Source organism: Candidatus Nitrotoga arctica, from assembly GCF_918378365.1.
GTDB lineage: Bacteria > Pseudomonadota > Gammaproteobacteria > Burkholderiales > Gallionellaceae > Nitrotoga > Nitrotoga arctica.
The window spans coordinates 3015793-3041297 of record NZ_OU912926.1 but is presented as its reverse complement, the minus strand read 5'-3'; the positions used below and the strand labels follow the sequence as shown (position 1 = coordinate 3041297).

The 25505-nt window shown below is 49.0% G+C and carries 30 protein-coding genes and 1 tRNA gene; all 31 read left to right on the top strand.

All coding sequences use genetic code 11. From position 1 onward, the window contains the following. The first annotated feature begins 16 nt into the window (after window positions 1-16). The 31 genes from tuf (MKZ32_RS14015) (at window position 17) to rplF (ending at window position 25503) form a co-directional block, all read left to right on the top strand. Window positions 17-1207, top strand: coding sequence for an elongation factor Tu (gene tuf, locus MKZ32_RS14015; RefSeq protein ID WP_239289265.1), 1191 nt, complete (start codon window positions 17-19; stop codon window positions 1205-1207). A 66-nt stretch (window positions 1208-1273) separates the two neighbouring features. Then, window positions 1274-1349: transfer RNA gene (locus MKZ32_RS14010), tRNA-Trp, on the top strand. A gap of 33 nt (window positions 1350-1382) precedes the next feature. Beyond that, complete coding sequence (secE, locus tag MKZ32_RS14005; protein ID WP_239797831.1) at window positions 1383-1727, top strand: preprotein translocase subunit SecE; 345 nt, start codon at window positions 1383-1385, stop codon at window positions 1725-1727. Continuing rightward, the gene (gene nusG / locus MKZ32_RS14000; RefSeq protein ID WP_239797830.1) at window positions 1727-2260 is read left to right on the top strand and encodes a transcription termination/antitermination protein NusG; all 534 of its coding nucleotides are present in this window, start codon (window positions 1727-1729) and stop codon (window positions 2258-2260) included. The genes secE and nusG overlap by 1 nt, the downstream gene beginning before the upstream one ends. Before the next feature lie 130 nt (window positions 2261-2390). Further along, window positions 2391-2822, top strand: coding sequence for a 50S ribosomal protein L11 (rplK, locus tag MKZ32_RS13995; RefSeq protein ID WP_239797829.1), 432 nt, complete (start codon window positions 2391-2393; stop codon window positions 2820-2822). Window positions 2823-2824: 2 nt separating this feature from the next. Then, entirely contained in the window at window positions 2825-3520 is a 696-nt protein-coding gene (rplA, locus tag MKZ32_RS13990) for a 50S ribosomal protein L1 (protein WP_239797828.1), read from the top strand. Between the two features lie 333 nt (window positions 3521-3853). Further along, window positions 3854-4357, top strand: coding sequence for a 50S ribosomal protein L10 (gene rplJ / locus MKZ32_RS13985; protein WP_239797827.1), 504 nt, complete (start codon window positions 3854-3856; stop codon window positions 4355-4357). A gap of 41 nt (window positions 4358-4398) precedes the next feature. Beyond that, window positions 4399-4770: a 50S ribosomal protein L7/L12 gene (gene rplL / locus MKZ32_RS13980; protein ID WP_239797826.1), complete on the top strand. Its 372-nt coding sequence runs from the start codon at window positions 4399-4401 to the stop codon at window positions 4768-4770. 123 nt (window positions 4771-4893) lie between these two features. Further along, the gene (gene rpoB / locus MKZ32_RS13975) at window positions 4894-8973 is read left to right on the top strand and encodes a DNA-directed RNA polymerase subunit beta (RefSeq protein ID WP_239797825.1); all 4080 of its coding nucleotides are present in this window, start codon (window positions 4894-4896) and stop codon (window positions 8971-8973) included. An 81-nt stretch (window positions 8974-9054) separates the two neighbouring features. Further along, a complete protein-coding gene (rpoC, locus tag MKZ32_RS13970; RefSeq protein WP_239797824.1) occupies window positions 9055-13278 on the top strand; it encodes a DNA-directed RNA polymerase subunit beta' in 4224 nt (1407 codons plus the stop codon). A 126-nt stretch (window positions 13279-13404) separates the two neighbouring features. Beyond that, a complete protein-coding gene (gene rpsL / locus MKZ32_RS13965) occupies window positions 13405-13782 on the top strand; it encodes a 30S ribosomal protein S12 (protein ID WP_239797823.1) in 378 nt (125 codons plus the stop codon). Window positions 13783-13855: 73 nt separating this feature from the next. After that, entirely contained in the window at window positions 13856-14326 is a 471-nt protein-coding gene (gene rpsG / locus MKZ32_RS13960; RefSeq protein WP_239289301.1) for a 30S ribosomal protein S7, read from the top strand. 46 nt (window positions 14327-14372) lie between these two features. After that, on the top strand, window positions 14373-16469 hold the full coding sequence (gene fusA, locus MKZ32_RS13955; protein ID WP_239797822.1) for an elongation factor G: 2097 nt from the start codon (window positions 14373-14375) through the stop codon (window positions 16467-16469). 47 nt (window positions 16470-16516) lie between these two features. Continuing rightward, complete coding sequence (gene tuf / locus MKZ32_RS13950) at window positions 16517-17707, top strand: elongation factor Tu (protein WP_239289265.1); 1191 nt, start codon at window positions 16517-16519, stop codon at window positions 17705-17707. A gap of 90 nt (window positions 17708-17797) precedes the next feature. Then, complete coding sequence (rpsJ, locus tag MKZ32_RS13945) at window positions 17798-18109, top strand: 30S ribosomal protein S10 (protein WP_239289312.1); 312 nt, start codon at window positions 17798-17800, stop codon at window positions 18107-18109. 57 nt (window positions 18110-18166) lie between these two features. Continuing rightward, entirely contained in the window at window positions 18167-18811 is a 645-nt protein-coding gene (rplC, locus tag MKZ32_RS13940) for a 50S ribosomal protein L3 (RefSeq protein ID WP_239797821.1), read from the top strand. Then, window positions 18811-19437, top strand: coding sequence for a 50S ribosomal protein L4 (gene rplD, locus MKZ32_RS13935; protein WP_239797820.1), 627 nt, complete (start codon window positions 18811-18813; stop codon window positions 19435-19437). Before rplC ends, rplD begins: the two co-directional genes overlap by 1 nt. Continuing rightward, window positions 19434-19751 carry a 50S ribosomal protein L23 gene (gene rplW / locus MKZ32_RS13930; RefSeq protein WP_239797819.1) on the top strand — a complete coding sequence of 106 codons (318 nt, stop codon included), beginning with the start codon at window positions 19434-19436 and terminating at the stop codon, window positions 19749-19751. The genes rplD and rplW overlap by 4 nt, the downstream gene beginning before the upstream one ends. Before the next feature lie 2 nt (window positions 19752-19753). After that, window positions 19754-20581: a 50S ribosomal protein L2 gene (rplB, locus tag MKZ32_RS13925; protein ID WP_239797818.1), complete on the top strand. Its 828-nt coding sequence runs from the start codon at window positions 19754-19756 to the stop codon at window positions 20579-20581. A 12-nt stretch (window positions 20582-20593) separates the two neighbouring features. Next, window positions 20594-20878 (top strand): 30S ribosomal protein S19, encoded by a 285-nt coding sequence (rpsS, locus tag MKZ32_RS13920; RefSeq protein ID WP_239797817.1) that lies wholly within the window; start codon window positions 20594-20596, stop codon window positions 20876-20878. Between the two features lie 9 nt (window positions 20879-20887). Beyond that, complete coding sequence (gene rplV / locus MKZ32_RS13915; protein WP_239798169.1) at window positions 20888-21217, top strand: 50S ribosomal protein L22; 330 nt, start codon at window positions 20888-20890, stop codon at window positions 21215-21217. 7 nt (window positions 21218-21224) lie between these two features. After that, window positions 21225-21938: a 30S ribosomal protein S3 gene (gene rpsC / locus MKZ32_RS13910; RefSeq protein ID WP_239797816.1), complete on the top strand. Its 714-nt coding sequence runs from the start codon at window positions 21225-21227 to the stop codon at window positions 21936-21938. After that, entirely contained in the window at window positions 21922-22338 is a 417-nt protein-coding gene (gene rplP, locus MKZ32_RS13905) for a 50S ribosomal protein L16 (RefSeq protein ID WP_239797815.1), read from the top strand. The genes rpsC and rplP overlap by 17 nt, the downstream gene beginning before the upstream one ends. A 2-nt stretch (window positions 22339-22340) precedes the next feature. Further along, window positions 22341-22535 (top strand): 50S ribosomal protein L29, encoded by a 195-nt coding sequence (rpmC, locus tag MKZ32_RS13900; RefSeq protein WP_239797814.1) that lies wholly within the window; start codon window positions 22341-22343, stop codon window positions 22533-22535. Next, window positions 22532-22795: a 30S ribosomal protein S17 gene (rpsQ, locus tag MKZ32_RS13895; RefSeq protein WP_239797813.1), complete on the top strand. Its 264-nt coding sequence runs from the start codon at window positions 22532-22534 to the stop codon at window positions 22793-22795. Before rpmC ends, rpsQ begins: the two co-directional genes overlap by 4 nt. A gap of 177 nt (window positions 22796-22972) precedes the next feature. Then, window positions 22973-23341, top strand: coding sequence for a 50S ribosomal protein L14 (gene rplN, locus MKZ32_RS13890; protein WP_239797812.1), 369 nt, complete (start codon window positions 22973-22975; stop codon window positions 23339-23341). Window positions 23342-23373: 32 nt separating this feature from the next. Then, complete coding sequence (rplX, locus tag MKZ32_RS13885; RefSeq protein ID WP_239797811.1) at window positions 23374-23688, top strand: 50S ribosomal protein L24; 315 nt, start codon at window positions 23374-23376, stop codon at window positions 23686-23688. A 12-nt stretch (window positions 23689-23700) separates the two neighbouring features. Continuing rightward, on the top strand, window positions 23701-24240 hold the full coding sequence (gene rplE / locus MKZ32_RS13880; RefSeq protein WP_239797810.1) for a 50S ribosomal protein L5: 540 nt from the start codon (window positions 23701-23703) through the stop codon (window positions 24238-24240). Window positions 24241-24247: 7 nt separating this feature from the next. Beyond that, a complete protein-coding gene (gene rpsN, locus MKZ32_RS13875) occupies window positions 24248-24553 on the top strand; it encodes a 30S ribosomal protein S14 (RefSeq protein WP_239797809.1) in 306 nt (101 codons plus the stop codon). A gap of 10 nt (window positions 24554-24563) precedes the next feature. Beyond that, complete coding sequence (rpsH, locus tag MKZ32_RS13870) at window positions 24564-24959, top strand: 30S ribosomal protein S8 (protein ID WP_239797808.1); 396 nt, start codon at window positions 24564-24566, stop codon at window positions 24957-24959. 10 nt (window positions 24960-24969) lie between these two features. After that, the gene (rplF, locus tag MKZ32_RS13865; protein WP_239797807.1) at window positions 24970-25503 is read left to right on the top strand and encodes a 50S ribosomal protein L6; all 534 of its coding nucleotides are present in this window, start codon (window positions 24970-24972) and stop codon (window positions 25501-25503) included. Window positions 25504-25505: the final 2 nt, after the last annotated feature.

The following is a 25505-nucleotide window of genomic DNA, read 5'->3' as shown; positions in this document are numbered from 1 at the left end:
TTGATGAGGAAAAATCATGGCAAAGAGTAAATTTGAGCGAACCAAGCCGCACATCAATGTAGGCACAATTGGACACGTTGATCATGGCAAAACCACCCTGACTGCGGCGATTACCACAGTGCTGTCCAAGAAATTTGGCGGCGAAGCTAAAGCTTACGACCAGATTGACGCAGCGCCGGAAGAAAAGGCGCGCGGCATCACCATTAACACCGCTCACGTTGAATATGAAACGGCTGGTCGTCACTATGCCCACGTAGACTGTCCGGGTCATGCGGATTACATTAAAAACATGATTACCGGTGCTGCGCAGATGGACGGCGCTATCCTGGTAGTGTCTGCCGCCGATGGTCCTATGCCGCAAACGCGGGAACATATCCTGTTGGCGCGTCAAGTGGGTGTGCCCTACATCATCGTCTACATGAACAAGGCCGACATGGTGGATGACCCTGAGCTGCTCGAGCTGGTTGAAATGGAAGTGCGTGAACTTCTTACCAAATACGACTTCCCTGGTGACGATACCCCGATCATTATCGGTAGTGCACTCAAAGCCTTGCAGGGTGATCAGTCCGAAATTGGCGAGCCCTCCATCTTTCGTTTGGCCGAAGCGCTGGATGCCTACATACCTCAGCCTATGCGCGTCATGGACGGCGCCTTCCTGATGCCGGTCGAAGATGTCTTCTCCATCTCCGGTCGAGGCACCGTGGTAACGGGCCGGGTAGAGCGCGGCGTCGTCAAAGTGGGTGAGGAAATTGAAATTATCGGTCTCAAGCCCACGATTAAAACCATCTGCACCGGCGTGGAAATGTTCCGCAAGCTGCTCGACCAAGGTCAGGCTGGCGATAACGTGGGTATACTGTTACGCGGCACCAAGCGTGAAGAAGTCGAACGTGGTCAAGTTCTGGCCAAGCCGGGTTCTATCACCCCGCATACCAAATTTTCAGCTGAAATCTACGTTCTCAGCAAAGACGAAGGGGGTCGTCACACCCCATTTTTCCAAGGTTACCGTCCGCAATTCTACTTCCGGACTACCGACGTAACGGGTGCGGTTGAGCTGCCGGCTGGCACTGAAATGGTGATGCCGGGAGACAACGTATCGGTGACGGTGAACTTGATAGCCCCAATCGCGATGGAAGAAGGTCTGCGTTTCGCGATACGTGAAGGCGGTCGCACCGTCGGTGCCGGTGTGGTGGCTAAGGTGATCGAGTAGCGTCGGTAACGGGGGCTTAAGATGGCGGATCTTTACCTTGTTGGTTTGCTTCTCATTTAAAAAATTAGGCCAGTAGCTCAATTGGTAGAGTATCGGTCTCCAAAACCGAGGGTTGGGGGTTCGAAACCCTCCTGGCCTGCCAGTTAAATCATCAGGAAAGACGGACAGATTGCGCATGGCGGATAAAATTAAATTGGTTGTCGCTTTCATGTTCGTTGCCGCGGGCATTGCGGCGTTTTATGCTTTGCATGAAAGCGCTGCGGTGGTGAAGCTTGCAGCAATATTGTTTGGGTTTTTGTTGGCTGCTGCTGTAGTTTGGACGACTGAACCGGGTAAGCGTCTATTTGCGTTTGGTACAGAATCTGTAGCGGAAGCTAAGCGCGTGGTATGGCCGTCGCGTAAAGAAACAGTGCAGACTACAGGGGTGGTGCTCCTCTTTGCGGTTGTAATGGCACTATTTTTGTGGGCAGTTGATACCAGCTTGTTGTTGGTGGTTAATAAATTAATGGGGCGTGAATAATGTCCAAGCGTTGGTATGTGGTTCATACGTACTCTCAGTTTGAGAAATTCGTGCAGCGTGCATTGCCGGAGCGCATTCAACGCGCGGGTTTGGAGGATCAATTCGGTCAGATTTTGGTGCCGGTGGAAGAGGTTGTGGAGCTTAAGTTGGGTCAGAAGAGTATCAGCGAGCGTAAATTTTTTCCGGGCTATGTGCTGGTTGAGATGGAGATGACCGATGAAAGCTGGCATCTCGTTAAAAGTACACCCAAGGTTACTGGATTTTTGGGTGGTTCGGCAATGAAGCCTACTCCCATCAGCGAAAAAGAAGTGCAAAATATAATGCATCAGATGCAGACCGGGGTGGAAAAGCCGAGACCCAAGGTGCTATTTGAAGTGGGTGAAGCGGTGCGTGTCAAGGATGGTCCATTCACTGATTTCCACGGTATGGTGGAAAACGTCAATTATGATAAGAATAAGTTGCGGGTGGCGGTGACCATTTTTGGTCGCTCCACACCTGTGGAGTTGGATTTCGGTCAAGTCGAGAAAGCTTAGAGCGGAGGGTTAAGAATGAATGGAGAAGAGAAAGCCGGTTGCGGGCGCCCATCTTCTGTTCCTCTTTTTCCTTTTTGTATCAATCGGGGAGAGCGCAATAGCGTTCGCTTGAACCCATAGGGAGAGTGTTATGGCAAAGAAAATTATAGGTTTTATCAAGTTGCAAGTTCCTGCTGGTAAGGCAAATCCTAGCCCACCTATCGGTCCAGCGCTGGGTCAGCGTGGGCTGAATATCATGGAATTCTGCAAAGCTTTTAATGCACAGACTCAGGGCGTGGAGCCGGGTTTGCCAATTCCGGTGGTAATTACAGCTTTTGCAGACAAGAGTTTCACTTTCATTATGAAAACGCCGCCTGCGACCATTCTGATTAAAAAGGCAGCTGGTTTGCAGAAGGGTAGTCCCAGACCGCTTACAGAGAAGGTTGGTAAACTGACCCGTAAGCAGGCAGAAGAAATTGCAACAACCAAGATGCCCGATCTGACTGCTGCCGACATGGATGCGGCGGTGCGCACTATTGCCGGTAGCGCGCGCAGTATGGGTATTGTTGTGGAGGGGGTATAAACATGTCACATATTTCTAAGCGTTATAAGGCATTGGTTGCCAAAGTTGATCGTAATAAGCTGTACGCTATGAATGATGCGTTGAATCTGGCAAAAGAAACTGCTAAGGCCAAGTTCGATGAGTCTATCGACATCGCAATTAATTTGGGTATAGATGCACGTAAGTCTGATCAATTAGTGCGGGGCGCTGTGGTGTTGCCGAAGGGAACTGGCAAAACTGTGCGCATCGCTGTGTTCGCTCAAGGTGCCAAGGCTGAGGAAGCCAAGTCTGCTGGTGCGGATGTAGTAGGTTTCGAGGACTTGGCGGAAAGCATCAAGGCTGGCAATATGGATTTCGATGTGGTGATAGCCTCTCCTGATGCTATGCGTATTGTTGGCCAATTAGGGCAAATTCTTGGTCCGCGTGGCTTGATGCCTAATCCTAAAGTGGGTACGGTTTCCGTTGATGTGGCGGGTGCCGTTAGGAATGCCAAGGCTGGTCAAGTGCAATACCGCACCGACAAGAATGGCGTTGTGCAGTGCACCATTGGACGAGCTTCGTTTGCGCCGGAAGCACTGCGTGAAAATTTATTGGCGTTGGTTGATGCCTTAAACAAGGCTAGACCAGCTGCCGCTAAGGGCGTGTACCTAAAGAAAATCTCTGTCTCCAGTACCATGGGTGTGGGTATTCGCATTGAGCAGGCCAGTTTGGCAGGATAATTTTATTGTTCTTGGCCATAAGTTATGAAAATGTGGCGATTGTCTTCTACAGATTGTGCGGCATGATTGATTAATTTGTCATGCTGTTTATAAGCTTTGAGCTGCTGGTTTATTGGCAGATTGTCAAAGACCGTAGGCACCCAATAGGGTTTAATGAAGGGGCATTAGTGTGGCGGTAGCAAGATCAAGGTTTCCGCTCTCTTTTGTCTGACGCCTACGTAGATGGTGTGCCCGCGAGCAGGAATAATATTATTTCCCCGGCTTAAGGACGCAGTTGTTAACAGTGGATCGCTGGGCCTCGGTTTAGTGTTCCAATTGAAGATGGAGAATGATTTGGGTCTTAATCTGCAAGAAAAACAAGCAATAGTAGCTGAAGTTAACGAACAAGTGACGCAGGCTCAGACTATTGTCTTGGCGGAGTACCGTGGCATTGCAGTCAGCGACATTACCAAGTTGCGTGCCACTGCACGCAAGTCTGGAGTGTACTTTCGCGTGTTAAAAAACACATTGGCGCGTCGTGCTGTACAGGGTACTCCGTTCGAGGTTTTGGCGGAAAAAATGGTTGGCCCGCTAATCTACAGTATTAGCGCTGATCCCGTCGCGGCAGCGAAAATAGTGCATGAGTTTGCCAAGACAAACGGCAAATTGGTAATCAAGGCAGGCGCAATGGTGGGTTCTTTGATGTCTGCGGAGCAGGTCGCTGTGCTGGCTGCTATCCCGAGCCGGAATGAGTTGATCGCACGTTTGATGGCGACCATGAATGCTGCAACCAGCACTTTCGTGCGTGGCTTGGCTGCTATCCGCGATAAGAAGGAAGCCGAAACGGCTGCCGCTTAACGCTCTTATCAAATTTTTTGAATTAACATTAGGAGAGCAATATGGCTGTTAATAAGGCTGACATTCTGGACGCAATTGCACAAATGACCGTGTTGGAGTTATCTGCATTGATCAAGGAAATGGAAGAGAAATTTGGCGTGTCTGCTGCCGCTGTGGCAGTTGCTGCGCCGGCTGCCGCTGATGCCGCCGCCGCGGTTGAGCAAACTGAATTTACTGTGATATTAAGTTCTGCGGGTGCCAGCAAGGTGAACGTGATCAAAGTGGTTCGCACGATTACCGGTCTTGGGCTAAAAGAAGCTAAGGATTTGGTGGACGGTGCACCGAAGGCAGTGAAAGAAGGTGTGAACAAGGCTGACGCTGACGCTATCCTGAAGCAATTGATTGAGGCTGGTGCAACTGCTGAAATCAAGTAATTATTGTGCGCGTCGAAAGGCTGACGGATGCCCGCCAGCCTTTTGCCGTTTTAAGAAGATAACGAACAGCAAGCTACAAAACGTTTTTTGTTCATTGTCTTTTCCCTCGGTCGTGGAGATATCATGAGTTATTCTTTTACTGAAAAAAAACGTATTCGTAAAAGTTTTGCGAAACGTATCGGTGCTTTGCCGATACCATTTTTGCTGTCCACACAACTAGAATCTTACAGTGCTTTTCTTCAGGCTGATCAGTTGCCTGAGCAGCGCATCAACGATGGCTTGCAGGCAGCATTCCATTCGATTTTTCCGATTGAGAGCCATAATAAATATGCGCGTCTTGAATTTGTTAGCTACAACTTGGGTATGCCGCCCTTCGATGTGAAGGAGTGCCAGCAACGCGGTCTGACCTATGCCTCCCCAATACGTGCTCGTGTCCGCCTGACCTTATTCGATAAGGAGGTATCCAAACCCACCGTCGTGAAGGAAGTGAAAGAGCAGGAAGTATACATGGGTGAAATACCCTTAATGACCAATACTGGTTCATTCGTCATTAATGGCACCGAGCGCGTTATCGTGTCGCAATTGCATCGTTCACCTGGCGTGTTTTTTGAGCATGACCGCGGCAAGACGCATAGCTCCGGCAAACTGCTATTTTCTGCGCGCATTATTCCCTATCGCGGTTCGTGGCTGGATTTTGAGTTCGATGCTAAAGATTACGTCTATTTTCGTATAGATCGTCGGCGCAAAATGCCGGTCACTATTTTATTGAAATCATTGGGCTATACGCCTGAGCAGATACTCGCGGCATTTTTCGAGTTTGATACCTTTCACCTTGGGAAAAAAGGCATCCAGTTTGAGGTGGTGCCAGAACGGCTACGCGGTGAAGTAGCACGCTTTGATATTTTGGACAAAAGTGGCAAGGTGATCGTAGCCGGTGGTAAACGCATTACTGTGCGCCATATCCGTGAAATACAGGAAGCTGGTATTGATAAGTTGGCGGTAGGGGAAGACTTCTTGTTCGAACGCGTGTTAGCACATAACGTGATAGATAAGGATAGTGGCGAAATTATCGCCAATGCCAACGATGAGATCACTGAAACACTGCTGGCCAAGTTGCACGCGGCTGGAGAGAAAAAAATTCGCACGCTATATACCAATAGTCTGGATCAAGGCGGCTATATTTCGCAGACTCTGCGTGCTGATGAGACCACCGACCAGTGGACAGCGCGAGTTGCCATCTATCGTATGATTCGTCCCGGAGAGCCGCCTACAGAGGACGCGGTGGAAAATCTATTTAACGGCCTGTTCTTTTCCGAAGAGCGATACAATCTATCGGTTGTGGGGCGTATGAAATTCAACCGTCGTATCGGGTCGGATGAGTTGACAGGTTCAGTCACGCTATCTAATGAAGATATCGTGGCGGTAATCAAGATTATGGTCGAGTTGCGCAATGGTCGTGGCGAAATTGACGATATTGATCATCTCGGCAATCGGCGTGTGCGCGCTGTGGGTGAGTTGGCTGAAAATCAGTTTCGCACTGGGTTGGCACGTGTTGAGCGTGCGGTGAAGGAACGTTTGGGCCAGGCCGAAGCGGACAATCTGATGCCGCATGACTTGATTAATGCCAAACCAATTTCTGCGGCGGTTAAAGAGTTTTTCGGCTCTAGTCAGTTGTCGCAATTCATGGATCAGACCAACCCCTTATCCGAAGTGACGCACAAGCGCCGTATTTCTGCGCTTGGCCCTGGTGGATTGACTCGTGAACGTGCCGGCTTCGAGGTGCGTGATGTGCACCCGACACATTATGGCCGTTTGTGCCCGATTGAGACGCCAGAAGGTCCGAATATCGGTTTGATAAACTCGTTGGCGCTCTATGCGCGCATCAATAATTATGGTTTCATCGAAACTCCCTATCGTCAGGTGGCTAAGGGTAAGGCGACAGATGAAGTTAAATATTTGTCCGCGATTGAGGAAGGCAAGTTCACTATTGCTCAGGCCAACGCTGAGCTAGACAGTAAAGGAAAGTTTACCAATGACGTGGTTTCATCCCGCCAGCACAATGAGTTTGTGCTGGCGTCGCCAGATCGCATTGAATACATGGATGTGGCACCTGCCCAAGTGGTGTCGGTGGCGGCGGCGCTGATACCTTTCTTGGAGCATGATGATGCAAATCGAGCTTTAATGGGTGCCAATATGCAGCGCCAAGCCGTACCTTGTTTGCGGGCGGAGAAAGCATTGGTCGGAACTGGAGTTGAACGCACTGTGGCGGTGGATTCCGGTACCACAGTGCAGGCATGGCGTGGTGGGCGTATAGATTACGTGGATGCAGGCCGCATTGTGGTGCGCGTTAATGACGATGAAACTACACACGGCGAAGTTGGCGTGGATATCTATAATCTGACCAAGTATACCCGTTCCAATCAGAATACTAATATCAACCAGCGTCCGCTGGTCAAGATGGGCGACGTGATTGCGCGTGACGACGTGATCGCCGACGGCGCGTCCACCGATATGGGCGAGCTGGCTCTGGGCCAGAATATGTTGGTGGCGTTCATGCCTTGGAATGGCTATAACTACGAGGACTCAATTCTGATTTCCGAACGCGTGGTGGCGGAAGATCGCTTCACTTCTATTCATATTGAAGAGCTTACAGTAGTAGCGCGTGATACCAAGCTTGGTTCGGAAGAGATTACTCGTGACATTCCTAATCTGTCTGAGGGGCAAATGGCGCGTTTGGATGAGTGCGGCATTGTACATATCGGTGCAGAAGTTGGAGTTGGTGACGTGTTGGTTGGTAAAGTCACGCCCAAAGGTGAAACTCAACTAACACCAGAAGAGAAATTGCTACGTGCTATTTTTGGTGAAAAAGCATCTGATGTCAAGGACACCAGTTTACGCGTGCAGGCGGGTATTTCCGGAACCGTGATAGATGTGCAGGTGTTTACGCGAGAAGGGTTGCAGCGTGATCAGCGTGCACAACAGATTATTGACGACGAATTGAAACGTTACAAGAAAGATTTGGCGGATCAAATGCGCATCGTTGAAGCCGATGTATTCACCCGGTTGGGTAAACTGCTATTAGGCAAGGTGGTTAATGGAGGACCCAAAAAGCTGGTTAAAGGCGCCAAGTTGACCAAGGATTACCTTACTAGTTTGGAGCGTCATCAGTGGTTCGACATACGTCTCGCGAGCGAAGATACTGCATCGCAATTGGAACAAGTTAAAGAAGGTTTGGCGCAGAAGCGTTTGGAATTTGATGCGGCATTTGAATTAAAGAAACGCAATTTAACTCAAGGCGATGAGCTGCAAGTTGGTGTGCAGAAGATGGTTAAGGTATATGTGGCAGTGAAACGCCGTTTACAACCTGGCGACAAGATGGCTGGTCGTCATGGCAATAAAGGTGTGGTGTCACGCATTGTGCCGGTAGAAGACATGCCTTACATGGCGGATGGCACGCCAGTTGACATCGTGCTGAACCCGCTTGGTGTTCCATCACGTATGAATGTGGGGCAAATATTAGAAACTCATCTGGGTTGGGCAGCCAAGGGCTTGGGGAATAAGATCGGCAAGATGCTGGAATCGCAAACCAAGATTGAAAAAATACGCACATTCCTTGGTAAGATTTATATGCATGATCAGGCTGCGGAGATTGCTGGGTTCAGTGATGAGGAAGTGCTAGACCTATGCCGTAATCTGAGCGGAGGTGTGCCCTTCGCCACGCCAGTGTTCGATGGCGCGAATGAAGATGAAATTAAGGACATGTTAGAGCTAGCAGATTTACCGCGTTCTGGCCAGATAACCCTATACGATGGGCGCACTGGGGTTGCATTTGACCGGTCGGTCACAGTTGGTTATATGCATGTACTGAAGCTGAACCACTTGGTGGATGACAAGATGCACGCGCGTTCCACTGGCCCATACAGCTTGGTAACACAGCAACCGTTGGGCGGCAAGGCACAGTTCGGTGGCCAGCGTTTCGGTGAAATGGAAGTGTGGGCGCTGGAAGCGTATGGCGCAGCCTATACGCTGCAGGAAATGCTTACGGTCAAATCAGATGACGTGGCTGGACGCACCAAAATTTACGAGAGCATAGTCAAGGGCGATCACAAGATTGATGCCGGCATGCCGGAGTCGTTCAATGTCTTAACCAAGGAAATCCGCTCTTTGGGTATTGATATCGATCTTGTTCGTCATCGAGAGTAGGGAGCGGCGCGCTTTGAGCGCCGCTCAAGATTGGTGCGCCGGGCGCACCCTACATTGCTGCCGAATATTTAGGAGTTACATATGAAAGCATTGCTGGATTTGTTCAGGCAAGTTACGCAGAAGGAGGAGTTCGACGCGATCAAGATCGGGCTGGCTTCACCGGAGAAAATTCGTTCTTGGTCCTACGGCGAAGTAAAAAAGCCGGAAACCATTAACTACCGAACCTTCAAGCCGGAGCGGGATGGCTTGTTTTGCGCCAAGATTTTTGGCCCAACCAAGGATTATGAGTGCTTGTGCGGCAAGTATAAGCGTTTGAAACATCGCGGGGTGATCTGCGAGAAATGCGGCGTGGAAGTAACGCTATCTAAAGTGCGTCGCGAACGTATGGGGCATATCGAGCTGGCAAGTCCGGTGGCGCATATTTGGTTCTTAAAGTCATTGCCGTCGCGCTTGGGAATGGTGCTGGACATGACGTTACGTGACATAGAGCGGGTACTCTATTTCGAGGCTTATGTGGTGACCGATCCTGGGATGTCCACGCTCGAACGCGCTCAATTACTTTCTGAAGATGATTATCTGGCCAAGCTGGAAGAGTACGGAGATGAGTTTTCCGCAGTGATGGGGGCGGAAGGCATACGCGCGCTCTTGCACGCGTTAGATGTGCCAGCTGAGGTGGAAAAGCTGCGCGCCGATCTTGAAGCGACCAGCTCCGAAACTAAAATCAAGAAATATGCGAAACGATTGAAGATTCTTGAGGCCTTTCTTGTCTCGGGCATCAAACCAGAGTGGATGATTATGCTGGTGCTACCAGTGTTACCGCCAGAACTACGACCCTTAGTGCCGCTAGATGGCGGTCGCTTTGCGACCTCTGATTTGAATGATTTGTATCGTCGTGTAATTAACCGGAATAACCGTTTGAAACGCCTTTTGGAGTTGAAGGCGCCGGAAATTATTGTGCGTAACGAGAAGCGTATGTTGCAGGAATCAATTGATTCGTTGCTGGATAATGGCCGTCGCGGCAAGGCAATGACTGGTGCTAACAAGCGTCCGCTGAAGTCACTGGCTGACATGATCAAAGGCAAAGGCGGCCGCTTCCGTCAGAATTTGCTAGGCAAGCGCGTAGATTATTCCGGTCGTTCTGTAATTGTTGTGGGTCCGCAACTGAAATTGCATCAGTGCGGCTTGCCTAAGAAAATGGCGCTGGAACTCTTCAAGCCATTCATTTTCCATAAACTGGAAGTTCTCGGGCTGGCCACAACCATCAAGGCGGGCAAGCGTATGGTGGAAGCGGAAGAGCCGGTTGTGTGGGATATCCTTGAAGATGTCATCCGTGAACATCCGGTACTGTTGAATCGAGCGCCTACGCTGCATCGTCTCGGTATTCAGGCATTCGAGCCGATACTGATCGAAGGCAAAGCAATCCAGTTGCATCCATTAGTTTGTACAGCTTTCAACGCCGATTTCGACGGTGATCAGATGGCAGTGCACGTGCCGCTGTCGTTGGAAGCGCAGATGGAATGCCGTACCTTAATGCTGGCCTCTAATAACGTTTTGTCGCCCGCCAATGGCGAGCCTATCATTGTTCCGTCGCAGGATATCGTGCTGGGTTTGTACTATATGACGCGCGAGAAAATCGGTGCACTGGGCGAGGGCGCGTTGTTTGCTGACGTGTCTGAAGCGCTACGTGCCTACGAGTCTGGCCATGTAGATCTGCATGCCAAGGTGGTGGTGCGCATTAAAGAGATACGCATGGATGAAAATAATGAGCGTCAAGAAAAACGTACTCGCTATGAAACTACCGTGGGACGTGCCATTTTGTCAGATATTTTGCCAGCCGGTCTGCCGTTCAGTTTGGTCAATAAAGCATTAAAGAAGAAAGAGATCTCTCGTCTGATTAACACCAGCTTCAGCCGTTGTGGTTTGCGCAACACCGTGATCATGGCTGATAAGTTGATGACAACCGGCTTTACTTATGCAACCCGCGCCGGTATTTCTATTTGCTTGGATGATATGCTGGTGCCACCGCAAAAAGATGAGTTAATTGACGCGGCAGGAAAAGAGGTGCGTGAGATTGACGTGCAATACACATCTGGTTTGGTGACTCAAGGCGAACGTTACAATAAGGTAGTGGATATCTGGGGTCGTACTGGTGATCTAGTAGCTAAAGCTATGATGGATCAGCTGGGCAGCGAGCCGGTGATTGACCGTGTTAGTGGTAAACAGCTTGCTGATAAAAAGGGCAAAGTGGTGATGCAGGAGTCTTTCAATTCCATTTATATGATGGCAGACTCTGGCGCGCGCGGTTCTGCGGCTCAGATTCGTCAGTTAGCAGGTATGCGGGGCCTGATGGCCAAGCCAGATGGCTCTATCATTGAAACCCCGATTACCGCTAACTTTCGTGAGGGGCTGAATATGCTGCAATATTTCATTTCCACTCATGGTGCGCGAAAAGGCTTAGCAGATACCGCATTGAAGACCGCGAACTCTGGTTACCTGACGCGTCGTTTGGTAGATGTGACCCAAGATCTAGTGGTGGCCGAGGAAGATTGTGGCACCAGAAACGGCGCCGCGTTGAAGGCATTGGTTGAAGGTGGCGAGGTGATTGAAGCATTGCGTGAGCGCATACTAGGTCGCGTTGCTAGCAAGGATATTGTCAATCCAGAAAGCAGCGAAACTCTATATGAAGCGGGCACTCTTCTGGACGAAGATATGGTGGAAAACATTGAGTCGCTCGGTGTTGACGAAGTACATGTACGGACGCCCCTGACATGTGAAACTCGTTATGGATTGTGCGTCAAATGTTATGGTCGCGACTTAGGTCGAGGTGGCCCTGTGACGGTAGGCGAAGCCGTTGGTGTAATTGCTGCGCAGTCCATTGGCGAACCAGGTACCCAATTAACCATGCGCACCTTCCACATCGGTGGTGCGGCATCGCGTACCGTGGTGGCTAATCAGGTCGAAGGTAAGTCTAATGGTCAGGTGAAATACAGCGCGAACATGCGTACCGTCAGCAATACGCGAGGAGAGTTAGTGGTGGTAGCGCGTAGTGGCGAAATAATGGTTACCGATGATCATGGACGCGAACGCGAGCGTCACAAGGTGCCATACGGCGCGATGCTGACCGTGCGTGAGGGTAGTTTGGTTCGTGCAGGCGAAGTGTTGGCTACATGGGATCCCCATACCCGTCCTATTATTACCGAATATGCTGGTCGGGCGCGATTTGAAAATGTAAAAGAGGGCGTTACTGTTACCCGAGAGATTGATGAAGTAACCGGATTGTCCACTCTGGTAGTGGATCCCAAGCTTGCTGGTACGCAAGGTAAGGGTGTGCTGCGGCCATTGGTACGCTTGCTCGACGAGGAGGGGCACGAAATCAAGATTGCCGGCACCGAATTACCAATTTCGGTGACCTTTCAGACGGGTTGTATCATCACCGTAGAAGATGGTCAGCATGTTGGCGTGGGTGAGGTGCTGGCACGTATTCCGCAAGAAAGCAGCAAGACACGTGACATTACTGGAGGGCTTCCGCGGGTGGCGGAACTGTTTGAGGCTCGTTCGCCAAAGAATGCCGGTATGTTAGCGGAAGTTACCGGAACGGCATCGTTCGGCAAGGATACCAAGGGTAAGCAACGCTTGGTTATCACCGATATGGAAGGTGTGGCGCATGAGTTTCTGATTACTAAAGACAAGCATGTGCTAGTGCACGATGGACAAATGGTGACCCAAGGTGAAATGATTGTGGATGGCCCGCGCGATCCGCATGACATTTTGCGCTTGCTGGGCGTGGCAGCACTGGCGCGTTACATTGCCGACGAAGTGCAGGATGTGTACCGCCTGCAGGGCGTTAAAATTAACGACAGGCATATCGAAGTGATCGTGCGCCAGATGTTGCGTCGAGTGCAGATTGTAGATGAAGGTGATACCAAGTTTATTCCTAAAGAGCAGGTGGAGCGTGCAGATTTGCTGCAAGAGAATGAACGTGTTGAAAAAGAAGGCAAGGAGCCGGCAACCTATGAATATATGCTGCTGGGAATCACTAAAGCCTCCTTGTCCACTGACTCGTTTATTTCTGCGGCCTCCTTTCAAGAAACCACACGTGTGTTGACTGAAGCTGCGATTATGGGCAAAAGAGACGAGCTACGTGGACTGAAGGAAAACGTCATTGTGGGTCGCTTGATTCCGGCTGGTACTGGCTTAGCTTATCATGCCGCGCGACGTAAGCAGCGTCTGGGGTTGGGTACGGCAGCGACGGTGTTGAGCGGAGGAGAGCAAGCCGTAGAAATACAAGATAACCAACTTGCTTGACAGGTTGCATATTCCTCAATAAAATGCGCGGTCTTTTTGCCTGCCCACGGCCAGGGGAAGTAGTATAGTTTAGGCGGCTGTTTTTTATATTATTGATACATAAGAATATTTAGGAAAATTTAGACAATGCCAACCATCAACCAGCTAGTGCGTAAGCCTCGAGTCGCCGAACCTGTGAAAAGTAAAGTCCCCGCTCTGGGCGGGAGTCCCCAAAAGCGTGGGGTGTGTACCCGTGTGTATACTACAACGCCGAAGAAGCCAAACTCTGCCTTACGTAAGGTTGCCAAGGTTCGTTTAACTAATGGTTTTGAGGTTATCTCCTACATTGGCGGTGAAGGCCATAACTTGCAGGAGCACTCGGTGGTGCTTATACGTGGTGGCCGTGTGAAGGATTTGCCCGGTGTTCGTTACCATATGGTACGAGGTAGTTTGGATACCGCTGGAGTAAAAGATCGTAAGCAGTCCCGTTCCAAGTACGGTGCCAAACGTCCTAAAAAAGCTTAACTTAAATTATTAAGCCAGAAATTTACGAATTAGCCAGTTTTTTGAATTAGCCAGTTAACAAGAGGTTTAAGATATGCCAAGACGTAGAGAAGTTCCCAAGCGCGAAATCCTGCCGGATCCAAAATATGGCAACCAAGATCTTTCCAAGTTTGTTAATGTTTTGATGACGGCTGGAAAAAAATCTGTTGCCGAGCGCATTCTTTATGGTGCTTTGGAGCAAATTGTTAAGAAAAGTGGTAAAGATCCGATCGAGGTGTTTAATCTTGCATTGACCAATGTCAAGCCTCAGGTTGAGGTAAAGAGCCGTCGTGTCGGAGGGGCAAACTATCAGGTTCCTGTTGAAGTTCGTCCTTCGCGTCGAATGGCGTTAGCGATGCGCTGGCTCAAAGATTTTGCACGCAAACGTGGTGAGAAATCCATGGGTATGCGGCTGGCTGGCGAGTTGCTTGACGCCTCAGAAAGCCGTGGTGGTGCAGTTAAAAAACGTGAAGAAGTGCACCGTATGGCTGAAGCGAATAAAGCCTTTTCGCACTTCCGTTTCTAGAAGTTTTTTAGCAGTTTCTGAAAGTTTTATAAGTTAGGTAACTATTGTGGCACGGAAAACATTAATCGAACGATATCGAAATATCGGCATTAGCGCACATATAGACGCGGGTAAAACTACGACCACTGAACGTGTTTTATTTTACACGGGAGTATCGCACAAGATCGGTGAAGTGCATGATGGTGCTGCCGTGATGGACTGGATGGAGCAGGAGCAGGAGCGGGGTATCACCATTACATCGGCTGCGACGACTTGTTACTGGAAAGGCATGGACTCCAGCTTGCCTGAGCATCGTATTAACATCATTGACACGCCGGGGCACGTTGATTTCACTATTGAAGTTGAGCGATCAATGCGCGTGCTGGATGGTGCATGCATGGTGTATTGCGCCGTGGGTGGTGTACAGCCGCAGTCCGAAACAGTGTGGCGTCAAGCCAATAAATATGGTGTGCCGCGTTTGGCCTTTGTTAATAAGATGGATCGCTCTGGTGCGAACTTCTTTAATGTTTACGATCAAATGCGTGCTCGCTTGCGTGCGAATGTGGTGCCGATTCAATTACCGATTGGCGCAGAGGAAAAATTTGAGGGTGTAATTGATTTAGTGCGGATGAAGGCGATTTATTGGGATGAGGCTTCTCAGGGCATGAAGTTTGAATTACGCGATATTCCCGCCAATCTGCTGGCGGCAGCGCAAGAGTGGCGCGCGAAGATGGTGGAGAGTGCTGCTGAAGCAACTGAAGAGATGATGAACAAATATCTCGAGGAAGGCGACTTGTCCGAATCGGAGATTAAGCAATGCTTGCGTATCCGTACCATTGCCAGCGAAATAGTGCCGATGTTATGTGGCTCTGCCTTCAAAAACAAGGGTGTGCAGGCTATGCTGGATGCGGTGGTTGACTATCTGCCAGCACCGACTGATATTCCATCCGTTAAGGGCGAATTGGAAAATGGAGCGATGGGAGAACGTAAGGCGAATGACGATGAGCCGTTCTCTGCGCTGGCATTTAAAATCATGACCGACCCATTCGTGGGGCAGTTAATTTTTTTCCGAGTGTATTCCGGCCAGTTGAAAGCAGGCGATACAGTTTACAACCCGATTAAGGGTAAAAAAGAGCGCATTGGCCGAATCTTGTTGATGCATGCTAACGAGCGAGAAGAGATTAAAGAGGTTTTTGCCGGTGATATCGCTGCTGCTGTTGGTTTAAAAGAAGCGACTACAGGTGAGACTCTGTGTGATCCAAGCAATGTGATTACGTTGGAACGCATGATATTCCCTGAGCCGGTGATTCATATTGCTGTTGAGCCGAAGACTAAGGCTGACCAAGAAAAAATGGGCATGGCGTTGAATCGTTTAGCGAAAGAAGATCCTTCTTTCCGCGTACATACTGACTTGGAGTCTGGTCAAACCATTATTTCTGGTATGGGTGAGCTGCACTTGGAAGTTTTGGTTGAGCGCATGAAGCGTGAATTTAGCGTGGAGGCGAATGTTGGCGCGCCACAAGTAGCGTACCGCGAAGCGATACGTAAGACGGTTGAGGTTGAAGGTAAGTTCGTTAAACAATCGGGTGGGCGCGGTCAATTTGGTCATGTATGGTTAAAAATTGAGCCAAATGAAACGGGCAAGGGCTTTGAATTTGTGGATGCCATTAAGGGTGGGTCAGTTCCGCGTGAATTTATTCCGGCTGTAAAAAAAGGCTTGGAAGATACTTTGCCCAATGGTGTGTTGGCGGGTTTCCCCGTGGTGGATGTTAAAGTTACCCTGTTTGATGGCTCTTACCATGATGTAGACTCTAACGAAAATGCATTTAAGATGGCTGCTTCTATGGGTTTCAAAGATGGTATGCGTAAGGCAAGCCCAGTGCTGTTGGAACCGATGATGTCGGTTGAGGTAGAAACCCCAGAAGATTACACGGGTACCGTAATGGGGGACTTGTCATCCCGTCGTGGAATGGTGCAAGGCATGGAAGACATGATCGGTGGTGGCAAGATCGTGAAGGCCGAAGTTCCTTTGGCAGAGATGTTCGGTTATTCTACTGCGTTGCGTTCCGCAACCCAAGGTCGGGCTACATACACGATGGAATTTAAGCATTACACCGAAGCGCCAAAAAATGTGGCTGAAGCGGTGATGAGTAGCAGGAAATAGTTTTAAAATAACTCATGAACTGTCAAATAATTAAGGAACTTTAAATCATGGCAAAGAGTAAATTTGAGCGAACCAAGCCGCACATCAATGTAGGCACAATTGGTCACGTTGATCATGGCAAAACCACCCTGACTGCGGCGATTACCACAGTGCTATCCAAGAAATTTGGCGGCGAAGCTAAAGCTTACGACCAGATTGACGCAGCGCCGGAAGAAAAGGCGCGCGGCATCACCATAAACACCGCTCACGTTGAATATGAAACGGCGGGTCGCCACTACGCCCACGTAGACTGTCCGGGTCATGCGGATTACATTAAAAACATGATTACCGGCGCTGCGCAGATGGACGGCGCTATCCTGGTGGTGTCTGCCGCCGATGGCCCCATGCCGCAAACGCGGGAACATATACTGTTGGCACGTCAAGTGGGCGTACCCTACATCATCGTCTACATGAACAAGGCCGACATGGTGGATGACCCCGAGCTGCTCGAGCTGGTTGAAATGGAAGTGCGTGAACTCCTTACCAAATACGACTTTCCTGGTGACGATACTCCGATCATTATCGGCAGTGCACTCAAAGCTTTGCAGGGTGATCAGTCCGAAATTGGCGAACCCTCCATCTTTCGTTTGGCCGAAGCGCTGGATGCCTACATACCTCAGCCTATGCGCGTCATGGACGGCGCCTTCCTGATGCCCGTCGAAGATGTCTTCTCCATCTCCGGTCGAGGCACCGTGGTAACGGGCCGGGTGGAGCGCGGCGTCGTCAAAGTGGGTGAAGAAATTGAAATTATCGGCCTTAAGCCCACTATTAAAACCATCTGCACTGGCGTGGAAATGTTCCGCAAGCTACTCGACCAAGGTCAGGCTGGCGACAACGTTGGTATACTGTTACGCGGCACCAAGCGTGAAGAAGTCGAACGTGGTCAAGTTCTGGCCAAGCCGGGTTCTATCACCCCGCATACCAAATTTTCAGCTGAAATCTACGTTCTCAGCAAAGACGAAGGGGGTCGTCACACCCCATTTTTCCAAGGTTACCGTCCGCAATTCTACTTCCGGACTACCGACGTAACGGGTGCGGTTGAGCTGCCGGCTGGCACTGAAATGGTGATGCCGGGAGACAACGTATCGGTGACGGTGAACTTGATAGCCCCAATCGCGATGGAAGAAGGTCTGCGTTTCGCGATACGTGAAGGCGGTCGCACCGTCGGTGCCGGTGTGGTGGCTAAGGTGATCGAGTAATAGTACGTGCAATAAGATACAATTTTATTGTATAATGGTAAGTTAATCCGCTGTTGCGACAATAGCTATCGAAAAATAGAATAAAAAATTATGAAAAGTCAGAACATTCGTATACGCTTAAAAGCATTTGATTATCGTCTGATCGATCAGTCTGCGTCTCGTATCGTAGAGACTGCGAAGCGCACCGGAGCGGTGGTAAAAGGCCCAATTCCACTACCTACTAAAATTGAGCGTTTTGATGTTTTGCGTTCTCCGCACGTCAATAAGACCTCGCGCGATCAATTTGAGATTCGCACACATCTACGCATGTTAGATATTGTTGATCCGACCGAGAAAACCGTAGACGCATTAATGAAGTTGGATTTGCCTGCGGGCGTGGATGTCGTAATTAAATTGCAGTAGTTGTAATCATTGGATCGGCTGGCCAATTGTAGTCAGCCCCTTAAGAAGGATATAAAAATGAGTTTAGGACTTGTCGGTCGAAAGATTGGCATGACCCGCATTTTTACCGACGATGGAGTGTCTTTGCCGGTGACAGTGTTGGACGTGTCCAATAATCGCATTACCCAGATTAAAACCTTGAATACTGATGGCTATAGCGCCGTGCAAATTGCTTTTGGTGTACGACGCGCAAGTCGCGTCACAAAGGCGGCAGCAGGCCATTATGCTAAAGCGGGCGTGGTGGCGGGTAGTGTGCAAAAAGAATTTACTGCTAGCCCTGATGAATTGAGCGGTCTGCAGGCGGGTGGTACGCTGAGCGTAGATTTGTTTAAAGTTGGTCAGAAAGTCGATGTGACTGGTGTCACTCTCGGTAAGGGTTTTAGTGGTGTAATCAAGCGGTACCATTTTAGCTCTGGTCGTGCCACGCACGGTAATTCAAAATCCCACAATGTACCTGGTTCTATTGGTATGGCGCAAGATCCGGGTCGCGTGTTTCCGGGTAAGCGCATGGCCGGGCATCTTGGTGATGTGCAGCGTACTGTACAAAACCTCAAAATAGTCCGCATTGACATCGAGCGTCAACTGTTGCTGATAATGGGTGCTATTCCTGGCTCAAAAGGTGGAGACGTTGTCGTACGTCCAGCAATAAAGGCAGGTGCATAATGGAACTTAAAGTTATTGACGGTAAAGGTCTGGTGAGCGCTAGTATGTCAGCCTCCGATGAGTTGTTTGGTCGCGAATACAACGAGGCGCTGATCCATCAAGTTGTGATCGCATATCAGGCTAATGCACGTTTTGGCAATAGTAAGCAAAAAGGCCGAAGTGAAATTGCGAAGAGCACGCGTAAGCCTTGGGCGCAAAAAGGTACCGGCCGTGCTCGTGCTGGTATGGCATCTAGCCCATTGTGGCGCGGTGGCGGTAAAATTTTTCCGAACAGTCCAGACGAAAATTTTACTCAGAAGGTCAACCGCAAGATGTATCGCGCTGGCTTGGCTTCTATTTTTTCGCAGTTAGTGCGTGAGGATCGTTTGACGGTGGTTGATAATCTGAGTCTTGAGGCGCCAAAGACAAAGCTGCTGGCGCAGAAGATGGTGGATATGGGTTTTGATTCAAGCCGAGTACTGATTATTGTCAACGATATTGATGATAACTTATATTTATCTTCACGTAATTTGCCAAATGTGCTTGTGTTAGAGGCGCATCTGGCGGATCCAGTAAGTTTGGTGCGTTTCCCAAAAGTACTTGTGACCCTTGATGCTATGAGGAAAATTGAGGAGATGCTGGCATGAGTAACCAAAAATTCAGCCAAGAGCGCTTGATGAACGTATTGCAAGCTCCGCAGATATCTGAAAAGGCAACATATGTCGCTGACAAATACGCGCAAGTAATTTTTCGCGTGGACTCTAGTGCTACGAAGCCAGAGATTAAAGCTGCTGTCGAGTTGATGTTCAAGGTGGATGTCGAGAGCGTTCAGGTTGCCCTCGTTAAGGGTAAGCAAATGCGTTTCGGCAAGTTCATAGGCCGGCGTAAAGATTGGAAGAAGGCATATGTATGCCTGGCGCCTGGTCAGAAAATCAATTTTTCTGAGAGTGAGCAAGGATAATTATGGCACTGATCAAACTTAAACCAAGCTCTCCGGGACGACGTGCTGTTGTGCGTGTAGTCAATAGTGACTTGCATAAGGGGAAGCCCCATGCGCCGTTGCTGGAAAAAAAGAACAGAACGGCTGGTCGTAACCATAATGGACATATCACCATCCGACATATGGGTGGCGGGCATAAAAAAAATTATCGCATAGTTGATTTCAAGCGTGATAAAGATAGTGTTTCGGCTATTGTTGAGCATTTAGAATATGACCCGAACCGCAGCGCGCATGTGGCGCTCTTATGCTACGCTGATGGCGAACGCCGTTACATTATTGCGCCTAAGGGCGTAGCGGTGGGCACTCAATTAGTGAGCGGCTCAGAAGCGCCAATCAAGGCGGGTAATGCCTTGCCATTGCGCAATATTCCGGTAGGTTCGACTATACATTGCATTGAAATGATGCCAGGTAAAGGCGCGCAGTTGGCACGTTCAGCTGGTACTTCAGTGCAATTGTTGGCACGTGAGGGTGGATACGCACAATTACGTTTGCGCTCCGGCGAAATTCGTAAGGTGCATGTGGATTGTAAGGCGACTATAGGCGAGGTTGGAAATGCAGAGCACAGCTTGCGTTCTATCGGTAAGGCTGGTGCGATGCGTTGGCGTGGAGTGCGCCCGACCGTGCGTGGTGTGGCGATGAACCCGGTCGATCATCCGCATGGAGGTGGGGAAGGAAAGACTGCGGCTGGTCGTAACCCGGTCAGCCCATGGGGTGTGCCAGCCAAGGGCTTTCGTACACGTCGCAACAAGCGCACCAACGGCATGATAGTACGCCGTCGCTTTCAGACTTAAGGGGTAAAAATTATGGCACGTTCCATTAAAAAAGGTCCATTCGTCGATGCTTGCTTAGTAAAAAAAATTGAAACTGTGCGCGCCAGTAACGATAAGCGACCAGTGAAAACTTGGTCACGACGGTCTACGGTGCTGCCTGAATTTGTCGGTTTGACCATTGCTGTGCATAATGGCAAGCAGCATATCCCCGTGTATGTCTCTGAGAATATGGTGGGTCATAAGCTTGGTGAATTCTCGCTGACTCGTACTTTCAAAGGGCACGCTGCTGATAAAAAAGCAGTGGTCAAGAAAAAATAAGGAGGTATGATGAACACAATCGCAGTAGTAAAAGGTGTTCGCCTGTCGGCTCAGAAGGGCCGTTTAGTGGCTGATCAGATTCGAGGTTTGCCAGTTGGTAAGGCATTGAATACTCTAGCTTTTAGCCCAAAAAAAGCGGCTGTAATTATTAAAAAAGGTTTAGAGTCCGCAATCGCCAATGCTGAGCACAATGATGGTGCTGATATTGACGATCTGAAGGTTGCTACTATCTATGTGGATAAAGGAGCATCACTGAAGAGGACGTCGGCTCGCGCTAAGGGACGTGGCAATAGCATCGAAAAGCAGACCTGTCACATTACGATTATCGTCGGGAGCTAAAACAGATATGGGACAGAAAATTCATCCAATCGGTTTCCGATTGAGCGTGCAGAAGAACTGGACTTCAAAATGGTATGCTAATAGCAAGAACTTTGCCGGAATGCTGCTTAAGGATATTGAAGTTCGTGATTACCTGAAGAAAAAGCTTTTTGGTGCAGGTGTATCCAAGATTGTCATCGAACGGCCAGCCAAAAACGCTAAGATAACGATTTATACCGCTCGTCCCGGTGTGGTGATTGGCAAGAAGGGTGAGGATATCGAAGCTCTGCGGGCTGAGCTGAGAAAGCGCATGGGGTTGCCTGATGTCGCACTAAACATTGAAGAAGTGCGTAAGCCTGAAATTGATGCTCAACTGATTGCGGAAAGCATTACCTCGCAGTTGGAAAAGCGCATCATGTTCCGTCGAGCTATGAAACGGGCTATGCAGAACGCTATGCGTTTGGGTGCGCAAGGTATCAAGATTATGAGTGCCGGCCGTCTTAATGGGATCGAAATTGCACGTACCGAATGGTATCGTGAGGGGCGTGTGCCATTGCATACTCTACGTGCTAACATCGACTATGGTACCGCTGAGGCTAAGACTACTTACGGCATTATTGGTGTCAAGGTATGGGTTTATAAGGGTGATCATACTGGAGTGGAAGAAGTGTCCGCGCCGATAGCGTCGGAACCTGAAAAAAGAGTAAGAAAGCCGGGGACAAAACATGCTACAGCCAGCTAGAAGAAAATATCGCAAGGAGCAAAAAGGGCGTAATACCGGCATCGCGACACGAGGCAATAAGGTTAGCTTTGGTGAGTTTGGTCTCAAGGCAGTGGCCCGTGGTCGGCTAACGGCACGTCAAATTGAGGCGGCGCGGCGCGCCATGACGCGTCACATTAAGCGTGGCGGTCGTATTTGGATTCGCATTTTTCCGGACAAGCCGATTTCACAAAAGCCAGCCGAAGTACGTATGGGCAATGGTAAGGGTAATCCGGAGTATTATGTTGCTGAAATTCAGCCTGGCAAGATGCTGTATGAAATGGATGGCGTGGAAGAGGTGATAGCGCGCGAGGCTTTCCGCTTGGCTTCAGCTAAGTTGCCTATTGCCACGACATTTGTAATTAGACAGGTAGGGGCATAATTATGAAGGCAAATGAATTAAAAGTGAAATCCATAGCAGATCTGGATCAAGAATTGCTGTCCCTGACCAAAGCTCAATTTGGCTTGCGTATGCAGGTGGCGACGCAGCAATTGAGTAATAATAGCCAGCTTCTCAAGATGCGTCGTGACATTGCTCGCGTGAAAACCATATTGACAGAAAAGGGTACTCAACAATGAGTGCAACAAATTTAAAACGAACACTGATTGGCATGGTTGTAAGCGATAAGATGGATAAAACTGTTACCGTACTGATTGAGCGTAAGGTTAAGCACTCTCTTTTGGGCAAGGTATTGCGCGTATCGAAAAAATACCACGCTCATGATGAGAATAATGAGTTTCATCAGGGTGATTTAGTCTCAATAGAAGAGTGTCGTCCGCTGGCTAAGACCAAGAGTTGGCGTGTGACTAAGTTGGTTGAAAAATCTCAAGCGGTTTAACTTGCTATTTTATTATTCAGACCGGCCAAATTTAATTTCGCTCAATGCTTGTGTTATTTGCGAATCTCGCATATACTGCAAGGCTTCGCTTCATTGCTGCTTTTGGTTTGCGGCAACCTAACCCAAACGGGTTCCAAGACTAGTCGCTTTCATGCGGATAAAGTTGGAGTATAAATAATGATACAAATGCAATCTGTTTTAAGTGTGGCCGATAATACTGGCGCACGTTCTGTCATGTGCATCAAAGTATTGGGTGGATCCAAGCGTCGGTATGCGGCTATTGGGGATGTAATTAAGGTCAGCATAAGAGATGCTGCACCGCGAGCCCGCGTAAAAAAGGGTGAGGTATACAGTGCCGTGGTGGTGCGTACTGCTAAGGGTGTGCGTCGTCCGGATGGCTCTTTGATAAAGTTTGATGGTAATGCTGCGGTTCTGCTGAATGCGAAGCTTGAGCCGATTGGTACTCGAATCTTTGGCCCGGTTACGCGAGAGTTGCGGACTGAGAGATTTATGAAAATTGTATCACTCGCTCCTGAAGTTTTGTAAGCGACGATATTAACGTAGCCTAAGGAAGAGTTATGCGCAAGATTAAAAAAAATGATGACGTAATTGTCATTGCTGGGAAAGATAGGGGTAATCGTGGCAATGTGCTGCGTGTGCTTGGTGATCGTTTGCTGGTAAGTGGCGTTAACATGGTTAAAAAGCATCAGAAGCCAAATCCAGTCAAGGGGTTGACTGGTGGTATCGTGGCTATGGAGATATCGATTCATGCCTCCAATGTTGCTATTTATAACGCGGCATCAAAAAAGGCTGATCGTGTTGGCGTTAAAATGTTAGAAGATGGTCGCAAAATGCGGGTCTTTAAGTCGAGTGGCGAAGTGATTGACGCGTAAAGGAGGAATGGCATGGCTCGTCTATATGATTTTTACAAAGGTACGGTAGCTCCAGGGCTGATGAAGCAGTTTGGCTACAAGTCCATTATGGAAGTGCCGCGCATTGAAAAGATCACTCTAAATATGGGTGTGGGTGAAGCAGTGGCAGACAAGAAAGTTATGGAGCATGCTGTTAGCGATATGCAGAAAATCGCTGGACAAAAGCCGGTGGTGACCAAATCCAAGAAGTCTATCGCAGGTTTTAAGATTCGTGAAAATTATCCTGTTGGGTGCAAGGTTACCTTGCGTAAAGCTCGCATGTATGAATTTCTAGATCGTTTGGTAACTGTTGCTATCCCGCGTATCCGCGACTTTCGTGGTATTTCTGGCAAAGCGTTCGATGGTCGTGGCAATTACAATATGGGCATTAAAGAGCAGATCATCTTCCCGGAGATTGAATATGACAAAATTGATGCGCTACGTGGTATGAATATTACTATTACTACTAGTGCGAAGACCGATGAAGAGGCGCGCGCGCTCCTCTTGGCTTTCAAATTTCCATTGAAGAACTGAGGGCAAAATGGCTAAAGCAGCTGTCATTAATCGCGAACAAAAGCGTCGCGACATAGTAAAAAAATACTCCATTAAGCGTGCTGAACTGTTGGCAACTATAATTAACGTTAAATTGAGTGATGAAGATCGTTATATTGCCCGTCAAAAGCTGCAGGCACTTCCGAGAAACGCTAGTCCGGTACGTTTGCGTAATCGTTGCTCGTTGACTGGACGTCCGCGTGGTGTTTTCAGCAAGTTTGGTCTGGGTCGAATTAAGCTACGTGAGTTTGTAATGCGCGGTGAGGTACCTGGTGTAATCAAGGCAAGCTGGTAGGGGTGAATCTATGAGTATGAGTGATCCGATCTCCGACATGCTGACGCGCATTAGAAATGCGCAGATGGCGGAAAAAACAAATGTAAGGATGCCTTCTTCTAAGCTAAAGGTAGCGATTGCCCAAGTGTTGCAGGATGAGGGTTATGTAGAGGGTTATAATGTTTCTAGTGTAGGTGGTAAGCCTACATTGGAAATTGGTCTGAAATATTATGCAGGGCGACCGGTGATTGAGAAGATTCAGCGCGTAAGTCGTCCTGGTCTACGTATGTACAAGGGTTGCGATGATATACCTAATGTGATGAACGGCTTGGGTATTGCTATTGTGTCTACCTCAAAGGGGTTGATGACTGACCGCAAGGCACGCGCCAATGGAATTGGTGGCGAAGTGTTGTGCATAGTCGCGTAACGGGGTAATTATGTCTAGAGTCGCTAAAAATCCTATAGCTTTGCCGGCTGGTGTCGAAGTGATGCTGGTTGCCAACGAGGTATCCGTTAAAGGCCCGTTGGGAACAATGAAACAGATGCTGAGTAACGATGTTGTTGTGCAGCATGAAGGCGAGGAATTACTGTGTAAAGCTAGTAATGAATCTGCGAAAGCGGATGCTATGTCGGGCACTATTCGTGCGCTGATTGCTAATATGGTACAAGGTGTGACCAAAGGTTTCGAGCGTAAGTTGACCTTGGTTGGCGTTGGTTATCGTGCTCAAGCCGTTGGTGACACTCTTAATCTGACTCTTGGTTTTTCCCATCCTGTGGTTTATAAGGTACCTGTCGGTGTCACAGTTTCGACGCCGACACAAACTGAAGTTGTATTAAAAAGCACAAATAAGCAGCAGGTTGGTCAAGTTGCCGCTGAAATTCGCGCGTTTCGCGAACCTGAGCCTTACAAGGGTAAGGGGGTTCGTTATGCCGAAGAGGTGGTGAAGCTGAAAGAAACTAAGAAAAAATAATT

What these genes read in the sequence shown, in the direction of transcription:
- rplN (WP_239797812.1), top strand. Translation starts at nt 22,973, where the DNA reads ATGATACAAATGCAATCTGTTTTAAGTGTGGCCGATAATACTGGCGCA.
- rpsQ (WP_239797813.1), top strand. Translation starts at nt 22,532, where the DNA reads ATGAGTGCAACAAATTTAAAACGAACACTGATTGGCATGGTTGTAAGC.
- rpsL (WP_239797823.1), top strand. Translation starts at nt 13,405, where the DNA reads ATGCCAACCATCAACCAGCTAGTGCGTAAGCCTCGAGTCGCCGAACCT.
- rplE (WP_239797810.1), top strand. Translation starts at nt 23,701, where the DNA reads ATGGCTCGTCTATATGATTTTTACAAAGGTACGGTAGCTCCAGGGCTG.
- tuf (WP_239289265.1), top strand. Translation starts at nt 16,517, where the DNA reads ATGGCAAAGAGTAAATTTGAGCGAACCAAGCCGCACATCAATGTAGGC.
- tuf (WP_239289265.1), top strand. Translation starts at nt 17, where the DNA reads ATGGCAAAGAGTAAATTTGAGCGAACCAAGCCGCACATCAATGTAGGC.
- rplW (WP_239797819.1), top strand. Translation starts at nt 19,434, where the DNA reads ATGAGTAACCAAAAATTCAGCCAAGAGCGCTTGATGAACGTATTGCAA.
- rpsH (WP_239797808.1), top strand. Translation starts at nt 24,564, where the DNA reads ATGAGTATGAGTGATCCGATCTCCGACATGCTGACGCGCATTAGAAAT.
- rpsC (WP_239797816.1), top strand. Translation starts at nt 21,225, where the DNA reads ATGGGACAGAAAATTCATCCAATCGGTTTCCGATTGAGCGTGCAGAAG.
- rpoC (WP_239797824.1), top strand. Translation starts at nt 9,055, where the DNA reads ATGAAAGCATTGCTGGATTTGTTCAGGCAAGTTACGCAGAAGGAGGAG.
- secE (WP_239797831.1), top strand. Translation starts at nt 1,383, where the DNA reads ATGGCGGATAAAATTAAATTGGTTGTCGCTTTCATGTTCGTTGCCGCG.
- rplF (WP_239797807.1), top strand. Translation starts at nt 24,970, where the DNA reads ATGTCTAGAGTCGCTAAAAATCCTATAGCTTTGCCGGCTGGTGTCGAA.
- rplL (WP_239797826.1), top strand. Translation starts at nt 4,399, where the DNA reads ATGGCTGTTAATAAGGCTGACATTCTGGACGCAATTGCACAAATGACC.
- rpsG (WP_239289301.1), top strand. Translation starts at nt 13,856, where the DNA reads ATGCCAAGACGTAGAGAAGTTCCCAAGCGCGAAATCCTGCCGGATCCA.
- rplB (WP_239797818.1), top strand. Translation starts at nt 19,754, where the DNA reads ATGGCACTGATCAAACTTAAACCAAGCTCTCCGGGACGACGTGCTGTT.
- rplX (WP_239797811.1), top strand. Translation starts at nt 23,374, where the DNA reads ATGCGCAAGATTAAAAAAAATGATGACGTAATTGTCATTGCTGGGAAA.
- rplP (WP_239797815.1), top strand. Translation starts at nt 21,922, where the DNA reads ATGCTACAGCCAGCTAGAAGAAAATATCGCAAGGAGCAAAAAGGGCGT.
- rplC (WP_239797821.1), top strand. Translation starts at nt 18,167, where the DNA reads ATGAGTTTAGGACTTGTCGGTCGAAAGATTGGCATGACCCGCATTTTT.
- rpsJ (WP_239289312.1), top strand. Translation starts at nt 17,798, where the DNA reads ATGAAAAGTCAGAACATTCGTATACGCTTAAAAGCATTTGATTATCGT.
- rplK (WP_239797829.1), top strand. Translation starts at nt 2,391, where the DNA reads ATGGCAAAGAAAATTATAGGTTTTATCAAGTTGCAAGTTCCTGCTGGT.
- rplA (WP_239797828.1), top strand. Translation starts at nt 2,825, where the DNA reads ATGTCACATATTTCTAAGCGTTATAAGGCATTGGTTGCCAAAGTTGAT.
- rpsN (WP_239797809.1), top strand. Translation starts at nt 24,248, where the DNA reads ATGGCTAAAGCAGCTGTCATTAATCGCGAACAAAAGCGTCGCGACATA.
- rplV (WP_239798169.1), top strand. Translation starts at nt 20,888, where the DNA reads ATGAACACAATCGCAGTAGTAAAAGGTGTTCGCCTGTCGGCTCAGAAG.
- nusG (WP_239797830.1), top strand. Translation starts at nt 1,727, where the DNA reads ATGTCCAAGCGTTGGTATGTGGTTCATACGTACTCTCAGTTTGAGAAA.
- rpsS (WP_239797817.1), top strand. Translation starts at nt 20,594, where the DNA reads ATGGCACGTTCCATTAAAAAAGGTCCATTCGTCGATGCTTGCTTAGTA.
- rpmC (WP_239797814.1), top strand. Translation starts at nt 22,341, where the DNA reads ATGAAGGCAAATGAATTAAAAGTGAAATCCATAGCAGATCTGGATCAA.
- rpoB (WP_239797825.1), top strand. Translation starts at nt 4,894, where the DNA reads ATGAGTTATTCTTTTACTGAAAAAAAACGTATTCGTAAAAGTTTTGCG.
- rplD (WP_239797820.1), top strand. Translation starts at nt 18,811, where the DNA reads ATGGAACTTAAAGTTATTGACGGTAAAGGTCTGGTGAGCGCTAGTATG.